23 protein-coding genes are annotated in these 23,494 nt (G+C 38.5%); 10 read left to right on the top strand and 13 right to left on the bottom strand.

All coding sequences use genetic code 11. The features are described 5' to 3' along the window. Window positions 1-2: 2 nt before the first annotated feature. From P7V56_RS03290 to P7V56_RS03300, 3 genes are all read right to left on the bottom strand, one after another. Window positions 3-587, bottom strand: a complete 585-nt coding sequence (locus P7V56_RS03290) for a hypothetical protein (RefSeq protein WP_171221102.1) — start codon at window positions 585-587, stop codon at window positions 3-5. A gap of 51 nt (window positions 588-638) precedes the next feature. Further along, window positions 639-2,618 carry a Sec-dependent nitrous-oxide reductase gene (gene nosZ / locus P7V56_RS03295; protein ID WP_171221101.1) on the bottom strand — a complete coding sequence of 660 codons (1,980 nt, stop codon included), beginning with the start codon at window positions 2,616-2,618 and terminating at the stop codon, window positions 639-641. Window positions 2,619-2,681: 63 nt separating this feature from the next. Further along, a complete protein-coding gene (locus P7V56_RS03300) occupies window positions 2,682-3,164 on the bottom strand; it encodes a c-type cytochrome (RefSeq protein WP_171221100.1) in 483 nt (160 codons plus the stop codon). A 361-nt stretch (window positions 3,165-3,525) separates the two neighbouring features. Here P7V56_RS03300 and P7V56_RS03305 point away from each other — a divergent pair, with 361 nt between their 5' ends. The 6 genes from P7V56_RS03305 to P7V56_RS03330 all read left to right on the top strand — a co-directional run bounded on the left by P7V56_RS03305 (window position 3,526) and on the right by P7V56_RS03330 (window position 6,969). Next, window positions 3,526-4,491 carry a 2-hydroxyacid dehydrogenase gene (locus P7V56_RS03305; protein ID WP_171221099.1) on the top strand — a complete coding sequence of 322 codons (966 nt, stop codon included), beginning with the start codon at window positions 3,526-3,528 and terminating at the stop codon, window positions 4,489-4,491. A 23-nt stretch (window positions 4,492-4,514) separates the two neighbouring features. Next, on the top strand, window positions 4,515-4,916 hold the full coding sequence (locus tag P7V56_RS03310; protein ID WP_171221098.1) for a hypothetical protein: 402 nt from the start codon (window positions 4,515-4,517) through the stop codon (window positions 4,914-4,916). 78 nt (window positions 4,917-4,994) lie between these two features. Continuing rightward, complete coding sequence (locus P7V56_RS03315; RefSeq protein ID WP_171221097.1) at window positions 4,995-5,333, top strand: TM2 domain-containing protein; 339 nt, start codon at window positions 4,995-4,997, stop codon at window positions 5,331-5,333. A 3-nt stretch (window positions 5,334-5,336) separates the two neighbouring features. Next, a complete protein-coding gene (locus P7V56_RS03320; RefSeq protein WP_171221096.1) occupies window positions 5,337-5,744 on the top strand; it encodes a DUF2752 domain-containing protein in 408 nt (135 codons plus the stop codon). Then, window positions 5,741-6,172: a magnetosome magnetite crystal formation protein family gene (locus P7V56_RS03325; RefSeq protein ID WP_171221095.1), complete on the top strand. Its 432-nt coding sequence runs from the start codon at window positions 5,741-5,743 to the stop codon at window positions 6,170-6,172. Before P7V56_RS03320 ends, P7V56_RS03325 begins: the two co-directional genes overlap by 4 nt. Continuing rightward, window positions 6,172-6,969, top strand: a complete 798-nt coding sequence (locus P7V56_RS03330; protein WP_171221094.1) for a M48 family metallopeptidase — start codon at window positions 6,172-6,174, stop codon at window positions 6,967-6,969. Before P7V56_RS03325 ends, P7V56_RS03330 begins: the two co-directional genes overlap by 1 nt. A 35-nt stretch (window positions 6,970-7,004) precedes the next feature. Here the strand turns inward: P7V56_RS03330 and P7V56_RS03335 are convergent, their stop codons facing one another. Then, window positions 7,005-8,822 carry a lysophospholipid acyltransferase family protein gene (locus P7V56_RS03335; RefSeq protein WP_171221093.1) on the bottom strand — a complete coding sequence of 606 codons (1,818 nt, stop codon included), beginning with the start codon at window positions 8,820-8,822 and terminating at the stop codon, window positions 7,005-7,007. Window positions 8,823-9,016: 194 nt separating this feature from the next. Here P7V56_RS03335 and P7V56_RS03340 point away from each other — a divergent pair, with 194 nt between their 5' ends. The 4 genes from P7V56_RS03340 (at window position 9,017) to P7V56_RS03355 (ending at window position 12,538) form a co-directional block, all read left to right on the top strand. Next, window positions 9,017-9,778: an exodeoxyribonuclease III gene (locus P7V56_RS03340; RefSeq protein ID WP_171221092.1), complete on the top strand. Its 762-nt coding sequence runs from the start codon at window positions 9,017-9,019 to the stop codon at window positions 9,776-9,778. 10 nt (window positions 9,779-9,788) lie between these two features. Continuing rightward, entirely contained in the window at window positions 9,789-10,373 is a 585-nt protein-coding gene (locus P7V56_RS03345; RefSeq protein WP_171221091.1) for a DUF8479 domain-containing protein, read from the top strand. 18 nt (window positions 10,374-10,391) lie between these two features. After that, window positions 10,392-11,357, top strand: coding sequence for an OmpA family protein (locus tag P7V56_RS03350; protein ID WP_171221090.1), 966 nt, complete (start codon window positions 10,392-10,394; stop codon window positions 11,355-11,357). A 146-nt stretch (window positions 11,358-11,503) separates the two neighbouring features. Further along, complete coding sequence (locus tag P7V56_RS03355) at window positions 11,504-12,538, top strand: NADP(H)-dependent aldo-keto reductase (protein ID WP_171221089.1); 1,035 nt, start codon at window positions 11,504-11,506, stop codon at window positions 12,536-12,538. Here P7V56_RS03355 and P7V56_RS03360 read toward each other — a convergent pair. The 9 genes from P7V56_RS03360 to P7V56_RS03400 form a co-directional block, all read right to left on the bottom strand. After that, on the bottom strand, window positions 12,535-13,158 hold the full coding sequence (locus tag P7V56_RS03360) for a murein L,D-transpeptidase catalytic domain-containing protein (protein ID WP_240976551.1): 624 nt from the start codon (window positions 13,156-13,158) through the stop codon (window positions 12,535-12,537). The genes P7V56_RS03355 and P7V56_RS03360 overlap by 4 nt on opposite strands. 8 nt (window positions 13,159-13,166) lie before the next feature. After that, a complete protein-coding gene (locus tag P7V56_RS03365; protein ID WP_171221088.1) occupies window positions 13,167-14,540 on the bottom strand; it encodes a PQQ-dependent sugar dehydrogenase in 1,374 nt (457 codons plus the stop codon). A gap of 100 nt (window positions 14,541-14,640) precedes the next feature. Continuing rightward, entirely contained in the window at window positions 14,641-15,963 is a 1,323-nt protein-coding gene (locus P7V56_RS03370; RefSeq protein ID WP_171221087.1) for an OmpA family protein, read from the bottom strand. A 2-nt stretch (window positions 15,964-15,965) separates the two neighbouring features. Beyond that, window positions 15,966-17,627, bottom strand: a complete 1,662-nt coding sequence (locus P7V56_RS03375; protein WP_171221086.1) for a DUF4139 domain-containing protein — start codon at window positions 17,625-17,627, stop codon at window positions 15,966-15,968. 71 nt (window positions 17,628-17,698) lie between these two features. Further along, on the bottom strand, window positions 17,699-19,651 hold the full coding sequence (locus P7V56_RS03380; protein WP_171221085.1) for a transglycosylase domain-containing protein: 1,953 nt from the start codon (window positions 19,649-19,651) through the stop codon (window positions 17,699-17,701). 6 nt (window positions 19,652-19,657) lie between these two features. Further along, the gene (locus P7V56_RS03385; RefSeq protein WP_171221084.1) at window positions 19,658-20,257 is read right to left on the bottom strand and encodes a hypothetical protein; all 600 of its coding nucleotides are present in this window, start codon (window positions 20,255-20,257) and stop codon (window positions 19,658-19,660) included. Between the two features lie 16 nt (window positions 20,258-20,273). Then, window positions 20,274-20,738: a gliding motility lipoprotein GldH family protein gene (locus tag P7V56_RS03390; protein WP_171221083.1), complete on the bottom strand. Its 465-nt coding sequence runs from the start codon at window positions 20,736-20,738 to the stop codon at window positions 20,274-20,276. 128 nt (window positions 20,739-20,866) lie between these two features. After that, window positions 20,867-22,228, bottom strand: coding sequence for a DNA repair protein RadA (gene radA, locus P7V56_RS03395; protein ID WP_171221082.1), 1,362 nt, complete (start codon window positions 22,226-22,228; stop codon window positions 20,867-20,869). Window positions 22,229-22,239: 11 nt separating this feature from the next. Beyond that, window positions 22,240-23,490 carry an alpha/beta hydrolase-fold protein gene (locus P7V56_RS03400; protein ID WP_171221081.1) on the bottom strand — a complete coding sequence of 417 codons (1,251 nt, stop codon included), beginning with the start codon at window positions 23,488-23,490 and terminating at the stop codon, window positions 22,240-22,242. Window positions 23,491-23,494: the final 4 nt, after the last annotated feature.

A 23,494-nucleotide genomic window follows, 5' to 3' on the forward strand; every position in this document is an offset into this window, starting at 1 on the left:
GACTAATTGTTTTTGTTAAACTTATATTCTTTTAGGACGATTAAAAATAATAAAATACCGGCAGCGGTTAGCATCCAACCTCCGGTATCCGGAATGGAATAGGCGCCAAAGTTTAGCAATTGTTTGTAACCAATAAGTGGTGGTTGATAAGCCATTCCCGGTACTCTGATGGCGGCATTAGGGTCGAGGTTGTGTCCGTATTCATAATTCCAACGGTAGAAATCTACTGCAGCTAAGGCGATAAAAACCACATAAGTGATTAGGAAAGCCAGCACTGCTTTTCTTTTGGCCACAAAAACTAATAAGATGGCGATTAGGGCAAAAGTGCCAAAGACATAAGGCAAAACTTTGAACTCAAAAAAGTTTTCGGTGTGCAATGTGGCCATACCGATGTAGTGATTTAATCCGTTGATGATTTCCACGTCACCGCCTATTTTATTGGCATGTAATCTAAGTACGAGTCCTTCGGGGTACTGAGGTGCTTCGAGTTGGATTTGCCACATTGGGACAAATAACGCACCGAAAAATAAGAGTCCTGTGATGACCAGCAATACTTTTGACAAACTTGAAATTTTTATATTTTTCATTTTGTAGGAGAAAAAAAGGGAACAAATAAAATCTGTTCCCTTTGGTTAATTTTATTTGGTGGCCTTCGGCAAGTTGGTTCCCACGCTCCAAGAGAGCGGAACACTGCTTCCGGCCGGTGATACTCTGACATAGCCTTGCATTTCTTGGTGTAGCGCACTACAGAAATCGGTACAATACATTGGCCAGATACCGGTTTTTTTCGGAACCCATTTTAAGGTTGCGGTTTCACCAGGCATGATTAACAACTCTCCGTTGTCGGCGCCTTTGATGGCAAATCCGTGTGGTACATCCCAGTCTTGTTCTAAGTTGGTTACGTGGAAATATACTTCATCACCTACTTTAATTCCTTCAATATTGTCCGGAGCAAAGTGAGAACGGATAGAAGTCATGTAAACATCTACGCGGTTTCCTTTGCGAGTGACTTTGGCTTCTTTTTCCCCTTTGGCCACAAATGGGTGGTTGTTGTCGGCAATTTTATAGAATTTCAACTGACCGTTGTTTCGGATTAAATCGGCCGGTGCGGCTTGGGCGTAGTGTGGCTCACCAATGGTTGGGAAGTCAAGTACTAATTCCATTTTATCTCCGCTGATATCAAATATTTGGGCAGATTGTGCTAACTCAGGACCGGTTGGTAAATAGCGGTCTTTTGTGATTTTGTTGTAAGCGATTAAGTATTTACCGAATGGTTTTTTACTGTCACCGCCGGGAATACACAAGTGACCTACAGAATAATATGTTGGTACTCTATCCAATACTTTCAAAGATTTGATATCCCATTTTACTACTTCAGAAGATACGAAGAAAGTGGTATAAGCATTTCCTCTACCGTCGAACTCGGTGTGTAATGGTCCTAAGCCCGGTTTTTGAACTTCACCGTGTAAAGCAGCTTCGTATTTAACTACATTGATTCCGCCGTAGTCACCTTCAAATTTTTTGTTTTTGATAGCACCCATTAATTTGTCAAAACTAAATACCGGAATCAAAGCAGCCAATTTACCTGAACCTACGATGTATTCTCCTGTTGGATCCACGTCACAACCGTGAGGTGATTTCGGGCAAGGAATCATATAACAAATGTCTTTTAAAGCAGCAGCATCTAAGACCAATACTTCGTTTTTGATTTCAGAAGTAGCAGTATGTGTTTTCTCATTCCATTTGTTGTGAGCGTATTTAACTGTTTGTTTTTTACCTTTTCCGGCTTTGATGTATTCTTCGGCTTTTTTCCAGTTTACGGCCATGATAAAATCTTTGTCGCGTTGAGAAGCATTTACTTCCAACAACGTATTGGCTTGTTCGGTGTTGTAGCAGGAGAAGAAGAACCAACCGTGTGATTTTCCTTTTCCGGCGTGAGAAAGGTCGAAGTTAACACCCGGCGTTACAATTTGGAACGCTAAGTCCATTTCCCCTTCTTTCCCCACTTTTACAAAACTGATGTGGCCTTTGAAGTTTTCTTTATAAGTATTGATAGCTACATCTCCGTTAGCATAATCGGCTGGTACACTAAAACGTGTTCCTGCTACTACATATTCGGTGTTTTCGGTAATGAACGGAGAAGAGTGATTTCCGCCACTGTTAGGCAGCTCGATTATTTCCGCAGTTTTGAAAGTTTTCAAATCGATACGAGCGATACGCGGCGTGTTATTGGCATTACCAAAAACCCAACGACCATCTACTTCACCATTGGTTTGTGACATTTCGGTATGGTGTAAATCATCCCAAGGCACAAACCCATTGGAGGTATTTAACATGGGTTTGGTTTCCTCACTGTATCCCCAACCTTTTTCAGGGTCAACGGAGAACACCGGAATTACTCTGAACAATCTTCCACTTGGAAGACCGTAAACGCTCAGTTGTCCACTGAAACCACCAGACACGAAGTTATAAAACTCATCATATTTTCCCGGAGCAACATAGGCTTTTTGAGCGGCGTCACCACTCACGGCATCTCCGGAGTTTTTTGGCTTACAAGAAGTGAACAAAGCACTCCCAAGAGCAATCGCAAAAATTGCTTTAACAAACTTATTTTTCATTATAATTGATTTTAAATAAGATTGGTCAGCACTTTCGCGGGTTAACCAATCTCTGGTTTTGGTTTATTTTACACCGTCGTTTTTACGCATATATTCCAAGATGTGTCTGGCATCGTCGTCGCTAAGACCTTGATTTGGCATACGAACCAAACAAATCTCTAATTGCGCTTGAACTTCAGGATCTTTGTCAATCATTGGGTCAGGATTAGTGATGAAGTTCATAATCCATTCCGGTTTTCTTCTTTCGGTTACGCCTTTCCATCCCGGTCCGACTAATTTTTCATCGGTCATTTTGTGGCAAGAGGTACATTTTACTCCGGAAACTTCTTCGCCTTTAGTTGCCATGGCTTGGTCTAAAGCAGCGCCTAGTTCTACAGTTGTAAATTTACCTTCACCTCTTTTTGGGTCATAAGAAGATGGGTCAGTAGCCGTTGTTTCTGTTGCACTTGGGTCAGCCGCAGGATTATACTCTTCGGTTTCTTTTTCCTTTTTACCACAAGCGATTAACAGAGAAAAAGCAAGAGCAGTTAAAAATAATTTTTTCATGATTGGATGTATTAAAATTTCTTAAACAAATTTCGACATTAAACGATTGTTAATTTTATGATTAGAATCATAGTTGGGGAGAAACTTTTTCCGACAACTTCGATTTATAAAATTAAGATTTCAAGAAAAAAAGGCGTTATACAATTATGGAAGATGTTTTTGTAATTCTTAGGTTTTTTCCTTATTGAAGCTAAGATTATGGAAAAACACCGGGCAACAGAAAATCTGCAGCAAGGCATTTTAACAAGCTTGTAAAGATGTGAGCAAAGGTTAGACACGATTAATACGCATAGAGGAGAAATAAAATTGCTATCAAAAAAATGTTCTAATAAATACTATCTTTACTATTCAATTTACCATCATGCCTAACCAAGATATTAAGATTCTCCATATCGACAGCAATCATCCTTTATTGTGGGAACAATTGGAGCAAGCCGGTTTTCAGAATGAAGCCGATTTTTCTTCTTCTAAAACTGAAATAGAAGCCAAAATTCATAACTATCACGGTGTGGTTATTCGCAGTCGGTTTAAAATTGACAAAGATTTTTTAGACAAAGCCACGAATCTGAAATTCATTGCCAGAGTTGGTGCCGGATTGGAAAGCATTGATTGTGAGTATGCTGAGACCAAAGGCATTCATCTTATCGCTGCTCCTGAAGGGAATCGGAATGCGGTTGGGGAACATGCTTTGGGCATGCTTTTATCTATAATGAACAAACTGAATCGCGCTGATAGATTAGTGCGTGAAGGCAAATGGATAAGAGAAGGCAATCGAGGGTATGAGTTAGAAGGCAAAACGGTGGGACTTATCGGTTATGGCAATATGGGAAAAGCATTTGCCAAAAAATTACGCGGATTTGATGTAACCGTTTTGTGTTATGATATTCTTCCTAATGTGGGCGATGCCAATGCGAAGCAAGTTTCCCTTACCGAATTACAAGCCCAAGCCGATGTGTTGAGTTTGCACATTCCGTGGACGCCCGAAACGGATAAAATGGTTACTACTGAATTTATCAATGCTTTTGCTAAGCCGTTTTGGTTTGTCAATACTTCCCGTGGGAAAAATGTAGTAACTGATGATTTGGTTGCTGCTTTGGAATCGGGTAAAATTCTTGGCGCCGGATTGGATGTTTTGGAATATGAAAAATTGTCTTTTGAAAATCTTTTTATCGATAGCGAAAAACCCAAAGCTTTTGAGTATTTACTCCAAGCAGAGAATGTTTTATTAACGCCACATATCGCCGGTTGGACGTTTGAAAGCCATGAAAAATTGGCACAGACTATCGTGGATAAAATTGTTCAATTACGAATTACAAATTGTTTTTGAATATGAACTAAACCCTTTTGATTATGAATAAAGTGAGTTATTATTTAGTGGTAATTGTGGGAATCCTAACTTTCCTTCAGTTTTTTCCTCATGCGTTTATGGGCATGCCCGCGGTTTTAGAACACATTAAAAAAGGAGAAATTCAGCCGGTTGCGGCACAAGGCATGCAGATGATTTGGCTGTATTCTTCGATTATGATGTTGCTGTCGAGTATTTGGTTGTTCTTTTTGGCTAAACCCATAAAAGAAGGCAAACATGTTGCGCGTTTGCAGGTATTGTATATGAGTATCGGATTATTGGCTTTCGGTTTGGGATGTAGTTATATTGCTCAAGACGTATTCAATCATTTGTTTTTCTTTACTATTGAAGGTATCTTGCTTTTGTTAGCGGTAACGGTATTTTATAAAAGGGAAGCACAACCATAATACTTTTTCACGAGGCTTTGTTTTTTATAAGAATTTTATATATTAGCCTATCTTAACAAAAACCAATAAAATAGTATTATGGATTCACAGAAAGTAGACTTGTTTATGATGATTAACGCCAAGTATTTTGAAAGTCATCATTTAAACGCTGTTAGAGAAAAATTATTAAGCCTTGACGAAAGTAAATGGGGATTGGTAGTTACACTTCAGTTTAAAGAGCCAAGCACTTCATTGATTGTATCGTTAATGGGTGGCCAATTAGGAATTGACCGCTTTATGATTGGAGATACCGGAATGGGAGTTGGAAAGCTATTAACCTGTGGTGGCTTTGGTGTTTGGGCTATTATTGATTGGTTTTTAATCATGGGCGCGACTCGTGAAAAGAACATGGAAACTTTCCAAAACACCTTCTATTAATAAATGACGCGAAAGAAGTTATATTCCTTGTTACTCATCGCTTGTTTAGCAGGGTTTATTTACCTTTTTTTAAATCATTTTTTTAACACCGGAACAAAGAACATCAGTTTATGTCCCATCAAAAATGTGACCGGTTATGCTTGTCCGTCTTGTGGCACTACTAGGGCTGTAACTTTGATTTCGGAAGGCAGAATAATCGACTCATTGAGGCTGAATCCTTTTGGAATAATTGTTGCGGTCATCATGACTGTTTTCCCGATTTGGGTTTTGACCGATATTGTTTTAAAAAAAGAAACCTTTTTTTTAGCTTACAAAAGAGCAGAAGCTATTATGAGAAAGCCATGGATTGCCATTGTTTTAATTCTGTTAGTGTTGCTCAATTGGATTTGGAACTTATATAAAAATCTATGATACAAGAAACCACTTTTGTCTACAAACCCGGTGAACACGAATGCGAAAAGTCATCCAATAGTTATTTGATGTCCTTGGTAGCCTTGATTGCCGGATTGCCTTTACCGATTATTAACTTGTTGGCCACTTTCTTTTTCTTTTTGGCCAATAGAAAAGGGACTTACTTTGTACGATGGCATTGTACACAAGCTTTGTTGTCACAGTTAGCTTTATTGGGAATTAACAGCGCCAGCTTTTGGTGGACGGTTTCCATTTTGTTCTCGGATGAAAAAGTGAGCAATGAATATTTCGCTTACATTTTTACGGTAATTATATTCAACGTATTTGAAATTTTTTCTACCATTTATGCCGCTGTACAAACCCGAAAAGGGAAACATGTACAGTTTTTATTTTTCGGTAATGTTACTAACTTAATCTGTAAACCATAATGATACAAAGAACCATTTTTCAGGGATTGATTATAGTAATGACCTTTGGCGCTGTCTGGTTTGGTTTTTCCCAATTGGATTTCATGAAATTTTTCAAAGTAGAGGCAAGAACCCATGAACTTGAAAATGAATTGGGCGAAATGATTTGGGATGAAATCTCCAGAACTGAAGACCTTGTCAGCAACGATACGCTTACCAAAACATTAGACAGTTTGATTAATCCGATTTGTAAAGCCAATGGCATAGAACGCGATTCTTTAAAAGTACATATCATAATTAAAGATGAAATTAATGCTTTTGCTTTGCCCAATAATCACTTGGTTGTTTACACCGGATTGATAGAAGATTGTAAAAGACAAGAAGCTTTGCAAGGTGTTTTGGGACACGAAATTGCCCATATCGAGAAAAATCACGTGATGAAAAAATTGTCCAAAGAGTTAGGATATAGTGTTTTAATTCAGGCGACCGGTAATGGTGGCGGCAGATTGGCGAGAGAGGTTTTACAATCGTTGACTTCTTCAGCCTACGACAGAACATTAGAGAAAGAAGCTGATATTACCAGTGTTGATTATTTGATAGCCGCCAAAATAGATCCAAAACCTATGGCCGATTTTATGTACCAAATGGCTCAGGACAGCAATATGAGTGATGCCATGTATTGGATTTCCGATCACCCGGAATCAGAAGAACGAGCCCAATATATTTTAGAGTATATCAAAGGCAAAAAACTAAAAAGTAAAGCCACACTTTCGGATAAAGACTGGAAAGCTTTTCAGGATAGAATTAAGGAAGAATAGACAAAAAAGGCAACTCATTGAGTTGCCTTTTTTGTCTATTTATAATTCTTTTCTTTTCGTTCGAGTTCGGCTTGGAATTCTTCCATCACCGGTTTTACCGTGCTTTCCGGTAAATCGGCGATTCTGATGTACATCAAACCATCGACAGCGTTATTAAATAACGGATCAACATTAAACGCTACTACGCGTGCATTTTGTTTGATGTATTTTTTGATTAAAACAGGAAGTCTCAAACTGCCCGGTTCTACTTCGTCTATAATTTTATCGAATTTATTTAAATCGGCTTCCGTTTCATTGAAAACGAAATCTTTATCGGCATCTTTTAGTTTTACTTTGAATTCTTTTTTCGGGTGAATGTATTGTGCCACATACGGATCGTAATAATGCGACTTCATAAATTCTATCATCAACGATTTAGAGAATTCTGTAAATTGGTTACTGATGCTCACGCCGCCAATCAAATATTTATGTTCCGGATAACGCAAAGTGGTATGCACAATGCCTTTCCAAAGCAAGAATAAAGGCATTGGTTTTTGTTGGTATTCATTCACAATAAACGCTCTTCCCATTTCTATGGATTGCGACATCATGCCATACAATTCGGGTTCAAAACGGAATAAATCCTGCAAATAAAAACCTTCTATACCGTATTTAGGAAAAATCTCCGCGCCCAATCCCATGCGGTAAGCACCGGCAATTTGTTGGTTTTCATCGTCCCAAAGAAACATATGATGGTAATAATTGTCGTATTGGTCTAAGTCGATAGACTCGTTGGTTCCTTCGCCAACGGCTCTAAAGGTAATTTCGCGCAAACGACCTATTTCGTGTAAAATATTCGGAATCTTATCGGCAGTCACCAAAAAGACAATGTAGTTTTTACTTTGCAACAAGCGGTAATCACCCTCTTTCAACACTTCTACTTCTTCTAAAATTTTGTCGTGGTTGGCCGGTTTTACAATTTGTTTCGGACTCTTAGGGGTTTTTAAATTCAAGTTGAGGTTCAGGTTTTGCGAACTCAATAATTTGGATTCTTCGTTGAAAGAATTGGCCAACATATAAGTCTTACGACGCAAAAACTCCGAGTATTCTTCTATGGTTTTGTGTTCGTTTTGTTCGGCTACTGAAATGGGTTTCCCGATACGCACTTTAATTACTCGGTCTTTTTGGGTCAACAATTCCGAAGGCAATTTCGCAGTGCGAAGCGTTGGGTTGATTTTTGATAAAAAGTAAAAAAAGCGACTATTTTTGGCGTGAAAATAAATCGGAACCACCGGGACTTGGGCTTTACGGATTACTTTAATGGCGCCTTCTTCCCAGGCTTTGTCTACTACCAATTGGCCGTCTTTATAAGTGGATACTTCTCCGGCGGGAAACATGCCCAAAGGTTTGCCGTCACTCAAATGGCGTAAAGTTTCTTTAATTCCGATCACACTCGATTTGGCATCTTTGTGATTCTCAAAAGGATTGACCGGCATGATGTATGGTTTCATCGGTTCGATGCGATGCAACAGGAAATTGGCGATGATTTTGAAATTCGGTTCTCTTTCGAGCATTAATTTCAATAATAAAATACCGTCAATCCCACCAAGCGGATGGTTGGAAATGGTAATATAAGCGCCATCTTTGGGTAATCGTTTTAAATCGTCTTCCGGAATTTCAAATTTAATTTGAAACTCATCCAAAATCGCATTCAGGAATTCTACTTCGCTCAAATGTTTGTTGCGGTCGTAGATTTTGTTTAAGGTTGAAATCTTTAAAGCTTTCATTAATAGCCAGCCGCAAAAAGTACCGAAAACCCCGTATTTATCAGCATTTATTGCTTTTGCAACTTCTTTAGCAGTAACTAAACCCATGTATACCGTTCGTTTTTGAGTAAGAAACAAAGATAGTAATTCTACTCAAATAGCCTTGAGAAAATGTGGAAAACACCGTTGAAACTTTAATTTTTTATTAAGGTTTTTGGGTTTCAAATGTTTGGGTTTTTACCTATTTTTGACCCAAGGCCATTCGGTCGAAGTAACGGAGTTAAAAACTAATGTAAAGCTTAATGCGAATTATCTCTTATAATGTAAATGGCATTCGTGCGGCCATATCCAAAGGGTTTTTGACTTGGTTGCAACAAGCCAACCCCGATGTTATTTGTCTCCAAGAAATCAAAGCGACCGAAGATCAAATCCCGTTATTAGACGTTGAACTCTCCGGCTATCCTTATCATTATTGGTTTCCGGCTACTAAGAAAGGCTACAGCGGAGTGGCTATTTTATCCAAAATAAAACCCAATAATGTGGTTTTCGGAACCGGAATTGACCATATGGATTTTGAAGGCAGAAATCTTCGCGTAGATTTTGATGATTTTTCAGTGATGAGTTTGTATTTGCCTTCAGGGACAAATATTGAACGATTGGACCACAAATTCATGTACATGGATGACTTCCAAAATTATATCAACGAATTAAAAAAAGAAATCCCGAATTTGATTATCTGTGGCGATTATAATATTTGTCACGAAGCGATTGATATTCACGATCCAATTAGAAACAAAACGGTCTCAGGATTTTTACCCGAAGAACGCGCCTGGTTGGATAAATTCATGAAAAGCGGTTTTATCGATACTTTCAGATTCTTTAACAAAGAACCGCATCATTACAGTTGGTGGAGTTATCGCGCCAATGCCAGAGCCAATAACAAAGGTTGGAGGATTGATTATTGTTTGGCCAGCGAACCGTTGAGAAACCGATTGAAAAGAGCCGTGATTTTGCCCGAAGCCAAGCATTCCGACCATTGTCCGGTTTTGGTGGAAATTGATTAAAACAATAAGCATGGAAACTATTTGTTCAAATTGTCAAACAGCGCATAATCATGAGACAAAATATTGTTTGGATTGCGGGCATTTGTTAGTGGTCAAGGAAGTGGAAAAGACAGAAGCGTTAGCCTTTGGGTATAAACCAAAGAAAAAAATGCATCCCCTACTATTGGTAATTTTTGTAGTTTGTTTTTGGGCTGCTTTTTTTGGAATATACACTTTACTAAAACCGTCATTAGATTCGCTAAAACCTTCAGTTGAAGATTTAAATCCGAAAATTGATGCAGAATTGGCCAATGTGGCAGAAAACATGAATAGAGGTTGTCCTTTTCAGGTAGATGAAATAACAGTGTTGGTAAATGTTAAGGCAATGCCCAACAAAACTATTCAGTACAACTACAAATTGAACGATATCACAAAAGCCGAAATCAATTTAGATACGGTAAAGAAATATATTTTTCCGAATCTTTTGAAAAATGCAAAGGAAAATCCGGATGCTCAATCCTTTCGAGATAAGGAAGTCACCATCAAGTATAATTACTCAGATAAAAATGGAGAACACGTAACCGAATATGTGGTGACTCCCGATATGTACAAATAAAATAAAACAAAATAACTTATGATAAAAAGAATAGTTTTAGGAGTAGTAGCATTGACTGTAATGTCTTCTTGTGTGTCTAAAAAAATCTACAATGATTTAGAGAATAAGTACACCGATTTAAAAAAAGAAAATCGTTCGTTGTCGGATGAAGTAGATGAATTGCACAAAGCGAATGCCGAGTTTGATTCGGTTAACAAATCATTAATGGCAGAATTGTCAAAACTCAAAGCTGACCGCGACAAACTCCAAGCCGATTGTACGGCAACGACCAATAATTTAAAGGCTCTACAAGAATCGTATGCGGCTTTGGAGAAAAATAGCAACGATGCTTTGGAAACCAATATGAACAAAAACCGTGAGTTATTGGCTCAGTTAGAAGCCAAAGAAAAAGCCATGGCTGCAGAACAAGATCGATTGAATAAATTGAGAGATGAATTGGCTTCGAGCACCAAAAGATTAAACGAATTGGAAAGCATGATTGCCGCCAAAGATGCAAGCATGAAACGATTAAAGGAAACGTTGTCAAAAGCGCTGAATGCCTTTGAAGGAAAAGGACTGACCGTAGAACAAAAAAATGGCAAAGTATACGTTTCCATGGAAAACAAATTGTTGTTTCAAACCGGAAGTTGGGCTGTAGGTTCAGAAGGTAGAAAAGCGGTAGTAGAAGTGGGGAAAGTATTGGCTCAGAATCCTGACATTACGGTTTTAATTGAAGGGCATACCGACAACGACAAAATTTACGGCGCTATTGGCGGCGGTGTAGAGAACAACTGGGATTTATCGACCAAAAGAGCCACAGCGATAGTGAATATTTTGGGAGAAAATGCCGGAATTCAAAAGAAAAATTTAACCGCAGCCGGTAGAGGAGAATACGCACCGCTAATGAGTAACGATACGCAAGAGGGCAAAGCCAAAAACCGCAGGATTGAAATTATTTTGACTCCGAAATTGGATGAGATTTCAAAGATGTTGAATGAGTTTTAAGAGATAGGTACTGAGGTTCTAAGTAACTAAGGTTCTAAGTTTTTGCTTAGAACCTTTTTTTGTAACAAACGATTCCAAAAAATGTGTTAATCGGTTAAAATTAACGGGTACAATATTTTACTTTTGCGCAGCGAAAAACAACACTAATGAACTACACTACTTTACCCAATACCGATATCAAAGTCAGCAAAGTCTGTTTGGGCACGATGACTTTTGGCGAACAAAATACTGAAAGCGATGCGCATGCCCAATTGGATTACGCGATTGAAAAAGGAATTAACTTTATAGACACTGCCGAAATGTACCCGATTGCGGCACGACAAGCTACTTTAGGTTCTACGGAAAAGTATATTGGGAGTTGGTTAAAGAAAACCGGAAACCGAGACAACTTGGTTATCGCTACTAAAATCGCAGGACCGAATCGCGGGATGGAATACATTCGCCAGCCTTTGAATTTCTCTAAGAAAAGCATACACGAAGCGGTAGAACTGAGTTTAAAAAATCTCCAAACCGATTATATCGATTTGTACCAAATGCATTGGCCGGAACGCGTGATGAACATGTTCGGACAACGTGGTGTTTCCAAAATTGATACTCAATGGCAAGATAATTTTTTTGAAGTCTTAAGCGTTTATGACGGTTTGATTAAAGAAGGGAAGCTAAGACACATTGGTGTTTCTAACGAAAATCCGTATGGCGTGATGAAGTTTTTAAACGAAAGCGAAAAGCATAATTTGCCCAGAATTGCCACGATTCAAAATCCGTATTCTTTATTGAATCGCTTGTTTGAAGTAGGTTTGTCGGAGATTTGTATGCGCGAAAATGTGGGTTTGATGGCTTATTCTCCACTGGCGTTTAGTTTTTTAACCGGGAAGCATTTGAACGGTCTGCAACCGGATTCTCGTTTGGGATTGTTTCCTCAGTTTACCCGATATGCCGGTGAAAATTGTTGGAAAGCCACCAAACTGTATCAAGAATTGGCGCAAGACAACGGATTGACTTTAACCCAAATGGCTTTAGCTTTTGTAAACCAACAAGATTTTGTGATGTCAACTATTATCGGTGCGACTAAAATGGAACAACTACAAGAAAACATTGCGGCCTTTGAAGTGCAATTATCGCCCGAAGTCATTGCCGAAATTAATAAAATCCAATCGGTATTTCCTGATCCGGCGCCTTAATAGTAAATGTTCAGAAGGATTTTCTTCTCCGCATTATCCAATATTTTTTCGAGTCTGTTGAAGAATTTTTCATTGACCATCGGACAGCCTAAACTATTGCAAATGGGTTCTGATTGTTGTTCGTAAGGCACTTTATCATAGTAATGCAAGACGATGAAACGCTCAAAAGCTTTGTCGTTGGTTTTGTCTAAACCATACAATTTATAGGCTTTTCCAAATTTGCCCACATAATGATGCCCGATAGCATATTTACCCAAAGAAGTCGTGTTTGAATTGGGAATATTGCTGAATTTCAATTGGTTTTCACTACCGGTTTCCGAACCCGAACCATGTGCCACTAAACCTTGGTCTTTAATTTTATGTTCTTTTAAATCGTAAACAAAAAAGCGATTTTCACCCGATTTTATTTTCATATCAATTAAAAAAACGAGGTCACTGTTGTATTCGCTGTTTTTTTTGATAAATGTTTTGAGACTTTCAGCCTGTTGTTGTAGTCTCCGGTTGATAGTATCTTCTGATGTCACCGCAATAGAGTGGGTTTTGAATGGTTTTTTGGAAATAAATTGATAACCGAAAAAGAAGACCGTTAGGGTAAAACAGCCCAACATTATTTTCTTCATACGCAAAATTATTTCACCGCTAATTTAGATTGAAATAATTTTCCGGTTTGGGTTTCTATGGTTACCGAATAAATGCCTCGGGCAACACCCGAAATATTTATAGTGTTAACTTCAGTTTCAGTGAGTTTTTGTGTGTGGATAGTTTTTCCGGTAAGATCGATAATCTTTAAAGAAGATAGTTCGACTGCAGAACTGTTTTTGAGGAAAAACTGATCGTTTGCCGGATTAGGATAAAGACTCAACCCGTTTTGGCTGAAATCATCAGTGGTTAGTGACGTATCGATTAATTTGAAAAGGCTGCCACCATTAAACACATACAATTCGCCGTCTTTGTCTTCTCCGAATGTGGTTATTACGCCTGTGGCATTGTAACCCCAAGTAATGTTACCTAAAGTATCAATCCATCCGATTTCTGCGGTGCAATAGTCGGCAAAAATGTACTTATTGGTAAAATTTGGGAAAGCAGTTCCGGTATAAAAATAACCACCGGTAATAGAACATCTTCCTGTTGAGCCATGGGTATAAACCGAAATGGGTGCCACGGTATTGGCATAAGTCGGACAACCGCCCGAATTGTCATAAGCCACGTTGCCTTCGTAGCATCGCCAACCAAAATTTAATCCCGTATTTGGCAATGGATTGGCTGTTTTATTTACTTCTTCTATGGCATTCTGACCTACATCAGCAATCCACAAATCGCCATTCAAACGGTTAAAAGAAAATTTCCATGGGTTTCGTAAACCAATCGCCCAAATCTCATCATTACCGGCAACACCCACATAAGGATTGGTTGGCGGAATACCGTAAGGCGAAGCTGAATCCACATCAATACGCAGCATTTTACCCAAATTATCATTGATATTTTGCGCACGGTTTCCGGGATCACCACCGCTGCCGCCATCACCCATACCTATGTATAAATAGCCATCCGGACCAAATTTGATAGAGCCGCCGTTGTGATTGCTGAAAGGTTGGGCAACCGTCAATAAAACTGTTCCGCTTGAAGCATCGGCTACATTCGGGTCTGAGGAAACTGTATAGCGGGCAATTACGGTAGCGCCATCACCGGCACGCGTATAATTGACATAGAAATAACCATTGGTAGCATAATTGGGGTGAAAGGCCAAGCCCAACAAACCTCTTTCGCCACCGGAGACTATAACAGTACTTAAATTTATGAAAGGCGTCGTATTAACTGTGCCATTGGCATTAACAATTCGGATTAAGCCGCCTTGTTGCACCACAAACAAACGGGCATCATTAGCCGGATGGGCTATTTCAACAGGAGAGGAAAATCCGGTAGCAAAACTTTGTAACCCGATGGTTTGTGCAAAAGCGGGAATAGTTAAAAGGCCAAAAATGAATGGTATTATTTTTTTCATAGCTAATAGGTTTTTGGTAAAGTTAAAAATAAAACCATTACAATCAAAGGGTTATAAAAAAACGCCATCGGTAAACATAGCGTTTTTTAAATGAGTAACATCAATTCAGTTGCTGCAAGGCCGTTTTAAATTCGGCCACTGATGTTTTTCGGAGGTCTAAACCAACACTTGCGTTTTTGTTAATTACTATTTCTTTGACGGCAAAATAAACTTCATTGTCAACACAACTAAAAGCCATCAACGTCGCTGTTCTGCCTAAGGGAATTCCGCCTAAAACCAGTTTGTTGTTTTTATCGATATGCCCCGACATAATCGAATTGATATCTTTGAAAACCAATCTGATTTCGGGTTTGTATTTCAGATTAACGTCGACAAATAAATCGGTTTTGTCTTTTATTTCGTAGAAACGATCGCAATTTATCCAGCCCAACTTTGTTGATTGCAGAATAGTGGTGTTTATGGCACTCACTTTCTCAGCATCAGTAGTCGCTCTTTTAAAGGATTTTTTTGTGCTTTTTCCGTTGTAAATGGTATCTCTTTGTTCTTTTCCGTCCCAATAAAAAACAGCATAGGTAGTCCAGTTTTCTTGTTCGGTCACTATATAATTGTCATCAGTACTCCAATCAACCGTTTTGTCTTTTTTGGGATAACCATAAAAAGTTTGCATGTCACTCGGGTTGTTTTTTGAGGCCATTTCGATAGTCATTTCAGCGCCTTTTTTCAATTGCAATTCCTCGCCTTTTGAAGTGGCTTTGATATAAATCATTCCGCCGCTTTCGAGCATTATTCCATCGGACATGGTATGTAAATTGGCAGCCACAGCATCCGACTTTTGGTAGAATTCTTGCAGCTCAATATCAATTTTACCAATCGCATATTTGCCATTGGGTTTCATCAAGGAATTTTTAGGGATGGTAATTTTAGTGCCTTCTTTTCCGGTGATTGTAATGACCTCATTGGATTTTCCGGTGAAAAACTGGCTTTCTTTTTTTAGTAGATTAAAAATTGTATTGGTGTATTCTTTTTCAGCGAAGACAAAAGTAATTTCCACTCTTCGGTTTTGTTGTTTGCCTTTATCGCTGGCGTTTTCAGCTACCGGTTTGTTTTCACCTTCAAATTTCAATTCAATTTTCTCCGCCGAAATGCCTTTGGCTACCAAATAATTCAATACTTCGTTAGCCCTGTTTTTAGACAAAGTGATGTTGTATTTCGAATCGCCGTCGGCATCAGTATTGCCGTTGAGCACAACGGTTTGCAATTGAGCCAAGTCTAATTTCGACACTACTTCTTCCAGTTTTGCCTTGGCATTAGCGGTCAAAACGAATTGGTCATAGTCAAAAAGTACGGTTTCTTTTTGGTTTTGAGCCGTTGCGAATTGTGCCCAACCGCAAACCAAAAGAACTATAAGAATGGTGTTTTTCATAGTTATAAATTATCAATGATTTTGTCTTTAGGATATTTGACTTTGTAACTGATGCGGACTTTCTTGGTTTCGTTAGGTTGTAATTTCAAATCCCATGTCAGGATGCCGGTTTCGGTGTTGATTTTGGCACCGCTGCTTTCGGTCAATTCAATTTCAATGTCTTTGTCCGGACTCAACGGATATTGGTCTTTTAACAACAAGTCTGCGGCTTCTTTTTTGTTGTTTCTAACGGTGACATCGAAAGTAAAGGTTTGTTCTTTTTTGGAAGACAAGAAACGCGTTCCCGATTTGTCGACCACTTTTTCGCGCTTGATTGAAATCTTTTTGTCTCTTCCCATGCTCAAATTCAAAGTGTCGGAAGTTTGGTTAGGATTAATAGATGTTTTGCCAACATACAAACCTTCGAAGATTATATTGGCTTCGCCCGGTAACAAATTGTATTTGGAATAATCGCTGATTTCTGCCAAAAGAAACGCTTCTTTTTCTACCCTTGGCACGGCATAATATTTATAAGTCGCCGGTAATTGGATGTCTTTTAAAGCTACGCTGTGGGGTTTGTTATTAGACAGAATATCATAGGGAATGTCGATGTCGAAGGAAACATTGAGTTGGTTTTCGTTGATGTTGGTGTAATTGCCAATGTCTCTGGAAAATTTTTTTCCATTAGACAAAGTGTCAAATCTTAGATCGCCATCTCTGAAATTTTCTTTGTCTACTTTCATTCCGGGAACTGTATTTTGGATTACATTAGCATTTCCACTACCGCTTAAATACCCAAAGGCCTCATAATTCACTGATTTTTGGTATCTCAAAAACCACGCACTCAACAATGGTGCTTGATTGTTCTGATTGGGGTTGCCCGAAGACAAAGTCAGCTTTACTTTTTTCCAGTCGATGCCGGTGTTTTGCACTACTTGTGCTTTGTACATCATGTTAATAGGTGAAGTAATATTCTCAGCACGCAAATCGTAAAAAGGCGACCAAGAAGCCGAATTGGTGATGTAATTGATGTCTAAGTTTACGGCACCGGCAATGTCATTCATGACTTGAACAATCAATTTACCTCTGGAATTTTTGTCTTCTTTTTGGGTGTTAATTTCGAGTTTATCGTTGAGGTTTTTGAGTTTGGCTTTGAGTTTGGTTTCCTTTTCTCCTAAAGCTACAATAACATTGTCCATTTCCATTCGTTTGGCTTTGTAGTAGTCAACCAATTTCATTAATTCGGTTACGTTTAAACCGGTATTGGCACCACCAACATTTTGATTGGCATCCAAAAGCGCTATGGCTTGTTGGTTGGAGTAGGTTTCAATTTGGATTTTTTTGATTTCTTTGTTTACTAAAGTAATGCTGTCGCGCACTTTTTTAATCACGGGATTGGTTTCGTCAATTTCGTATTCTGAAATGTAATTCTGGGTAAATTGCACTGATAAAACGGTCACCGAACTCGGAGCGCCAATTTGAACCGTACTTTCATTCAGGTAATCGGCTACATTTTTTATCACAATTTCACTGGTTCCCACCGGCAAATTGACAGAAGTGGTTTGGGATAATTCGGCGGCACTGAAGTAAACGGTTGCGGCTTTGATTTTGGCGGTGGTAAAAATAGGTTTTTGGGCAAAGCCAATGGCAGTAACCCAAAAGGCTAATAAGAAGAGTCTTTTCATGATAATTAAGTTAAGGTCATACTACAGAGAGTAGTTATAACGCAAAAAGGTTGGAATTAGTATGAAATTTATTAAAAATCAAACTCCTCCAAACTCAAACTATCATTTGTTGTAGTGTTGACAGGCTTTTGTTTAAGGTACATTTTGGCCGGACCTGAAATATCCAAAGCAAAATTGCCTATGGTATCGGTTTCCGTGATAAGATTTCTTTTAAACATTAAGCGCATTAAGAAATCATTGTGCTGTTGGGCATAAGGTTTGAATGTTTCACTATTCTCCAAACGCGACATAAAGCCTTTGGGTTTTGGGATAATTCCGGCCAAAAACAAGCATTGATTTACGTTTAAATCTTGCGGAATTTTGTTGAAATAAAAACGTGATGCTTCGCCTATGCCGTATACATTCGGACCCCATTCTATAATGTTGAAATACACTTCGAGCATGCGTTCTTTGGAGCTGATGCGGTTGTTTTCTAAAATGTAAACCAATAGGATTTCTTCGAGTTTTCGCGATAAAGTTTTTTCCCGGGTTAAGAATACATTTTTGACCAATTGCATGCTGATGGTACTCGCACCCCGGGCAAATTTCTTGGTCTTGATATTTTTGACAATCGACTGTTTGAAGGCCGAATTAATAAAGCCGCGATGGGTAAAAAATGACGGGTCTTCGCTGGTTAAAACACATTTTTGCAAGTAGGGCGAAATCTGATCTAAAGGCGTAAAATTCGGGTTTGATGCACCCACTACGATAGGTCGTTGTGCTACACCATTGTCGATGGCCCGATAAATAAATTCTCCGTTGATTTTGTTCAAATCGGCTTCTCCATACTTGGTAATTTTCAAGCCTTCGGGATTTAATTTACTCTCAAAAATGATGTCGTTTGGTTTATGGTCATTGTATTCAAAATGCAGCGCATAACTGAAATTCCCTTTCGCTTCCATCCCTTCAAAATGGCGGAACAAACCGGTTGGCAATGACGTGATAAAATCGTTGGCGGTCATTTTCGGAATGGCTAATTTGAGCGCATAAATTTTATCGGTTTCATGGGTATAAGAAACATACGGCTGGCACTTAATATTGTTCAATTGCACGGTTGACGTACTGTCTAATGCCATAAATCTTGGTCCGACAATCCATCGGTAATCAAATCGGGCGTTTTTAATTACTACGTCTTTGCTCGCAATTTTGGGGTGATTGACCATTAAATTCTGAATGGATGAATAACCGTCGATATGCAAATCGCCACTATCCATCGAAAGGTTTTCCAAATTGAAATGAATCGATTGAAAACCGGTTTTCAGGTTGAATTTTTTATCCAAATAAGGAAGTTGAATTGTATCGCTTTTGGGGTTGAAAAATTCCAAATCGGCTTTTCTGTCTCTGGGATCGGCAAAACCGTTAATCGCCCATTCTTGAGAAAAACCATCCGAGGTGACTTGAATCAAAGTGTTCAGTTTTTTATCGGCTAAAGCCAATTTAGTAAAATCAAAAACTACTTTATTGCCTTGGTCATTAATCTTAAAAGCAAAACCTTTGACATGCATGTCTGTCGGTACTAAATCCAAAAGATTGGAACTCAAACGATTTAAAAGTTTGGCATAATTCACTTCAGTATTGTCTGTTTTCTCTTTTTTGGAACGCAGAAAAGCGTCGAAGTTACTTCCGTTTTTGTTTTTTACCAATTGGATATAACCCTTATTAATTTCGAGTTTGCCGAGTTGAATATCACCCACTAAGAGTTTCCAAAAACTCACCTTGGTTTTCAATTCGTCAATGCGCACCAAAGTGTCAGCATTTTTTGGGACTAAAGTAATTTGTTGGAATTCAAGACCGGTTAAGCCCTGAAATTCAGCTTTAGCAATGGTCAAACGGCATTGGTAATCGCGCTCCATTTTGGCATCAATGCGATGAATGACTTTTTCAAGAATGGTATTTCGAAAAGCAAAAAGCAATACTATTCCAAGCAGTAAAATGATGCTGCTTATTTTAAGGAGAAGGAATACTTTTTGTTTTTTGGTTCTCATCTTAAATCAGTTTTCTATTATTTCATAAGAGCCTTTTTTAAAAATCAATTTATAACGAGGCAACATATTTCCTTCAACTGAAATTTCTTCCAAAGTTCCAGACAATACAATTAGTTTGCCATTTAGTTCGGCGGCAGTTTCCTTTATTCCATCTTCTATGGTAACATATTCAAAGGAAAAAAGTTGGGTTCCATTGGCATTATTGACCATTGATATAAAGGTACTTTTGTTGTTTTCAGCTAAACTCGTGACATTGATGTAAGAATCCGAACTGAATGGATGAGCAGGCATAATCAGTTCTTTTCCTTTTAACCATTTAATTTTTTCGTAAGCTTCTTCTTTTGAAATAACTTTTTGATTTAAAAGGCCGGCATTGGTGTAAATAAAAATGTAGCGCAACACTTTATTCTCATGAGAAAACAAGGTGTCGTTTTCTATTTTTTTGAGTAATTCTGAGGTTGTTTTTTCAGCTTCTTTCCACTTTTCGGAAGTTAGATTTTCCAATAAAAGAGTATATTTTGTTTCAAAGTCTTCTTTCGAAATTTTTTGAGAAAAAACCACAAAAGGCATTGTAAATAATAGCAGTGAAAGAAATAATTTTTTCATGATTTTAACCTTTAATTTATTCTGTTTTGTCAACTTGCAATCCTAAACTGGTGATATTTGGTAAATAATCATAGTTGAATCGATGGGAAATATGTACCGTATAAGTTCCTTTTGATAGTTTGACGTTTTTTTTGAAGGTTTGTTTTAAATCACATAGATCGCCCAAACAATCGCCTTTGTCTTTTCCTTTGGCGTCTTTTATGAGCAAGTCAAAGAGTAGAATTTCTGTTTCGCCTTTTGGATTTGTGATACCAACTTCCATCGGAACACTTTCAAATTGATAGTCGTAAACATGGCTTATGGTTAGGGTAAAGTCGTAGTTTTTACTATCATCATTGATGGCAAATGTAAAGGATTGGGCTTCTTTTTTGGGCCATTGATTGGCGGTAAATCCTTCTTTGGTATCAGAGAAAACAGTCTTGCTGTTGCAGGAGATAAAAATAATTATGAAAAAGGTAAAGAAAAGTATTTTTGTTTTCATTAATAGGATGTTATTATTTATCTAAAACGCTGTTTTTCAGCTTTTATTGTTTAATCAAAAGTAATTGTAGCGACTGGTTTTTAATTTATATAATTTAAAGAATAATTTATAGGATTTGGGAACTTGGTTTACCCAAACAACTGTTCAACTACTTCTTCAATTTTCGAGACCAAAACGATTTTGATCAATGGGTTTTTGATGGCAATCTTGTTGTATTTAGAGACAAAAATGGTTGAAAAACCAAGCTTTTCTGCTTCTTGAATGCGTTGCTCAACACGGTTCACGGGACGGATTTCGCCCGACAATCCGACTTCGCCGGCAAAGCAGACATCTTTGCCCACAGCAATATCTTCATTGGAAGACAAAATCGCTGCCACAACCGCTAAATCAATAGCCGGATCATCTACTGAAATTCCGCCGGTGACATTGAGAAAAACATCTTTAGTTCCTAATCGGAAACCGGCACGTTTTTCCAACACGGCTAAAATCATGTTTAATCTTTTGGCGTTGTAACCGGTTGTACTACGCTGCGGCGTACCGTAAACGGCAGTCGAAACCAAGGCTTGAATTTCTATCATCAATGGTCGCATGCCTTCTAAAGTCGAGGCGATGGCGGTTCCGGATAGTTCTTCTTCGCGGTGTGAAATCAATATTTCGGAAGGATTGGACACTTCTCTTAAACCTGAACCTTGCATTTCATAAATACCCAATTCGGCGGTAGAACCAAAACGGTTTTTGAGTGAGCGCAGAATCCGATACACGTGATTTCTATCGCCTTCAAATTGTAAAACGGTATCAACCATGTGTTCCAAAATCTTTGGCCCGGCGATGTTGCCGTCTTTGGTAATGTGACCAATAAGTATTACCGGAATGTTGGTTTCTTTGGCAAATTTGATCAGTTCAGCGGTGGTTTCTCGGATTTGAGAAATACTTCCGGCAGTGGATTCAATGTAATCCGTATGTAAGGTTTGAATCGAATCGATGATGACAATATCGGGTTCGGTTTCTACGATGTGTCGGAAGATATTTTGGGTTTTGGTTTCGGTTAAGATGTAACAATTGTCGCTGTTCGGATTGATTCTTTCCGCACGCATTTTGATTTGCTTCTGACTTTCCTCGCCCGAAACATATAAAGTTTTATAAGGTAATTTTAAAGAGATTTGGAGTAATAATGTACTTTTTCCGATTCCGGGTTCACCGCCCAATAAGATTAACGAACCGGGCACAATGCCGCCACCGAGTACACGATTTAATTCGCCGTCGGTGGTGTCCATTCGCACCTCTTGGGTCGAATCAATTTCTTTTATTTTGAGGGGTTTTGAAACTCTTTTGGTATCAGCAGCATCCGGTTTCCAGCTTTGCTTTTCTTCTTTTTGGATGATCTCTTCGGCTATGGTATTCCATTCTTTACAGGCATTGCATTGGCCTTGCCATTTGGCGTATTGGGTACCACAATTTTGACAAAAAAAAGCAGTTTTGAGTTTCGACATTTAGGGTATATTTATTCTGATTTTTTTTCTTCGGTTGGGGTTTCTGATGGTGGCGTGTCTGTGGGAACTTCTTCAGTAGGTGGTGTTTCCTCAATCACTTCCTCTTTTTTGTTTTTGAGTTCTCCTTTCAAGGCATCGGCTCTTTCCAGCATCATGTCTTTGGTCAAATCACCAATCTCTTCTTTTTGGAAAGCGGTTTGATAACTTTTGATGGCTCTTTTGGTGTCGCCTGTTTTTTCATACATCTGTCCCAAATGATAATCGGCTAACATAGATTTTGGATAGTTTTTTCGCGCCAATTGAGATAATTCATCGAATTCTACATAGGCTTTATTTTTCAAAATGGCTGCTTCAATGGCTTTGAAATCATTGATTCTGATTTGTAATTTTAGTCCCAAAGAGTTTTCGAGCACCGCATATTTATCGACTAAATACTTCACATACCCTGAAGGCAAGACAGCAATTTTTTCTTGGAACTCAACGGTAGAAATGGGTTGGTAAACCGAGAAAATTTGGTACAAAGCACTCGGTATTGCATGCAATACTAGCGAATAATGCGAGGCGCCTTTGAACTCTTCGTATAAATAGTTGAGTTTTGGATTTTTTACATTTTTAGCTGCGGCATCTAAGGCTTGAATGCGGGTTTTCATTTTTTTCATATCGCCTTCCGCTGTACAATGATAATAGAAAGTGGTTTGTTGCATAGCGGCCAATCTTTCCGGAATTTGCTCTTCCATGCCTTCCGGAAGTTCGGGACTCATAGAAATGTAAGCGTTGAATATGGGTTGGTCTTTGTACAAATAGCAGTTCAAAAAGGCGGCGGTTGTATCTAATCCGGCGACCATTCTGAATGGTGCTACACGAAAGTTTTTTTGGATACTCGGAATCAATTCCATCCCCACAAATTCGAAGAAATCGGCTCCTTTTTCCGAAGGCAAACCGGTGGTTTCATCGAAAGTACAATCGCTTTCGCGTTCGTTGTTTTTGTTTTGACTAATGGCTACTACAATCACTTCGGGTAAATCATCCCAATAGTAACCGTAACTCAAAGCGCCTTGAAAAGCATCGAAAAGAAAATCACCGTCAAAAAGAACCAACAAAGGATATTTTTGGGATTTATTTTTATCGTAGGATGGCGGAAGTCCGATTTTGATTTCGCGGTCTTCGTTGAGCTTTTGAGAAGTTATGGTATCAGTAATGGTTCTTTGAGCCAATAAATTGCCGGAACTAACCAGCAGTAATAGTAAAAACAGTTGTCTCATGGAA

Origin of the sequence: Flavobacterium sp. IMCC34852, assembly GCF_030643905.1 — a bacterium.
GTDB lineage: Bacteria > Bacteroidota > Bacteroidia > Flavobacteriales > Flavobacteriaceae > Flavobacterium > Flavobacterium rivulicola.

Excerpts from the sequence above, each read along its gene's own strand:
- P7V56_RS03290 (WP_171221102.1), bottom strand. The coding sequence starts at position 587 with ATGAAAAATATAAAAATTTCAAGTTTGTCAAAAGTATTGCTGGTCATC.
- nosZ (WP_171221101.1), bottom strand. The coding sequence starts at position 2,618 with ATGAAAAATAAGTTTGTTAAAGCAATTTTTGCGATTGCTCTTGGGAGT.
- P7V56_RS03300 (WP_171221100.1), bottom strand. The coding sequence starts at position 3,164 with ATGAAAAAATTATTTTTAACTGCTCTTGCTTTTTCTCTGTTAATCGCT.
- P7V56_RS03305 (WP_171221099.1), top strand. The coding sequence starts at position 3,526 with ATGCCTAACCAAGATATTAAGATTCTCCATATCGACAGCAATCATCCT.
- P7V56_RS03310 (WP_171221098.1), top strand. The coding sequence starts at position 4,515 with ATGAATAAAGTGAGTTATTATTTAGTGGTAATTGTGGGAATCCTAACT.
- P7V56_RS03315 (WP_171221097.1), top strand. The coding sequence starts at position 4,995 with ATGGATTCACAGAAAGTAGACTTGTTTATGATGATTAACGCCAAGTAT.
- P7V56_RS03320 (WP_171221096.1), top strand. The coding sequence starts at position 5,337 with ATGACGCGAAAGAAGTTATATTCCTTGTTACTCATCGCTTGTTTAGCA.
- P7V56_RS03325 (WP_171221095.1), top strand. The coding sequence starts at position 5,741 with ATGATACAAGAAACCACTTTTGTCTACAAACCCGGTGAACACGAATGC.
- P7V56_RS03330 (WP_171221094.1), top strand. The coding sequence starts at position 6,172 with ATGATACAAAGAACCATTTTTCAGGGATTGATTATAGTAATGACCTTT.
- P7V56_RS03335 (WP_171221093.1), bottom strand. The coding sequence starts at position 8,822 with ATGGGTTTAGTTACTGCTAAAGAAGTTGCAAAAGCAATAAATGCTGAT.
- P7V56_RS03340 (WP_171221092.1), top strand. The coding sequence starts at position 9,017 with ATGCGAATTATCTCTTATAATGTAAATGGCATTCGTGCGGCCATATCC.
- P7V56_RS03345 (WP_171221091.1), top strand. The coding sequence starts at position 9,789 with ATGGAAACTATTTGTTCAAATTGTCAAACAGCGCATAATCATGAGACA.
- P7V56_RS03350 (WP_171221090.1), top strand. The coding sequence starts at position 10,392 with ATGATAAAAAGAATAGTTTTAGGAGTAGTAGCATTGACTGTAATGTCT.
- P7V56_RS03355 (WP_171221089.1), top strand. The coding sequence starts at position 11,504 with ATGAACTACACTACTTTACCCAATACCGATATCAAAGTCAGCAAAGTC.
- P7V56_RS03360 (WP_240976551.1), bottom strand. The coding sequence starts at position 13,158 with ATGAAGAAAATAATGTTGGGCTGTTTTACCCTAACGGTCTTCTTTTTC.
- P7V56_RS03365 (WP_171221088.1), bottom strand. The coding sequence starts at position 14,540 with ATGAAAAAAATAATACCATTCATTTTTGGCCTTTTAACTATTCCCGCT.
- P7V56_RS03370 (WP_171221087.1), bottom strand. The coding sequence starts at position 15,963 with ATGAAAAACACCATTCTTATAGTTCTTTTGGTTTGCGGTTGGGCACAA.
- P7V56_RS03375 (WP_171221086.1), bottom strand. The coding sequence starts at position 17,627 with ATGAAAAGACTCTTCTTATTAGCCTTTTGGGTTACTGCCATTGGCTTT.
- P7V56_RS03380 (WP_171221085.1), bottom strand. The coding sequence starts at position 19,651 with ATGAGAACCAAAAAACAAAAAGTATTCCTTCTCCTTAAAATAAGCAGC.
- P7V56_RS03385 (WP_171221084.1), bottom strand. The coding sequence starts at position 20,257 with ATGAAAAAATTATTTCTTTCACTGCTATTATTTACAATGCCTTTTGTG.
- P7V56_RS03390 (WP_171221083.1), bottom strand. The coding sequence starts at position 20,738 with ATGAAAACAAAAATACTTTTCTTTACCTTTTTCATAATTATTTTTATC.
- radA (WP_171221082.1), bottom strand. The coding sequence starts at position 22,228 with ATGTCGAAACTCAAAACTGCTTTTTTTTGTCAAAATTGTGGTACCCAA.
- P7V56_RS03400 (WP_171221081.1), bottom strand. The coding sequence starts at position 23,490 with ATGAGACAACTGTTTTTACTATTACTGCTGGTTAGTTCCGGCAATTTA.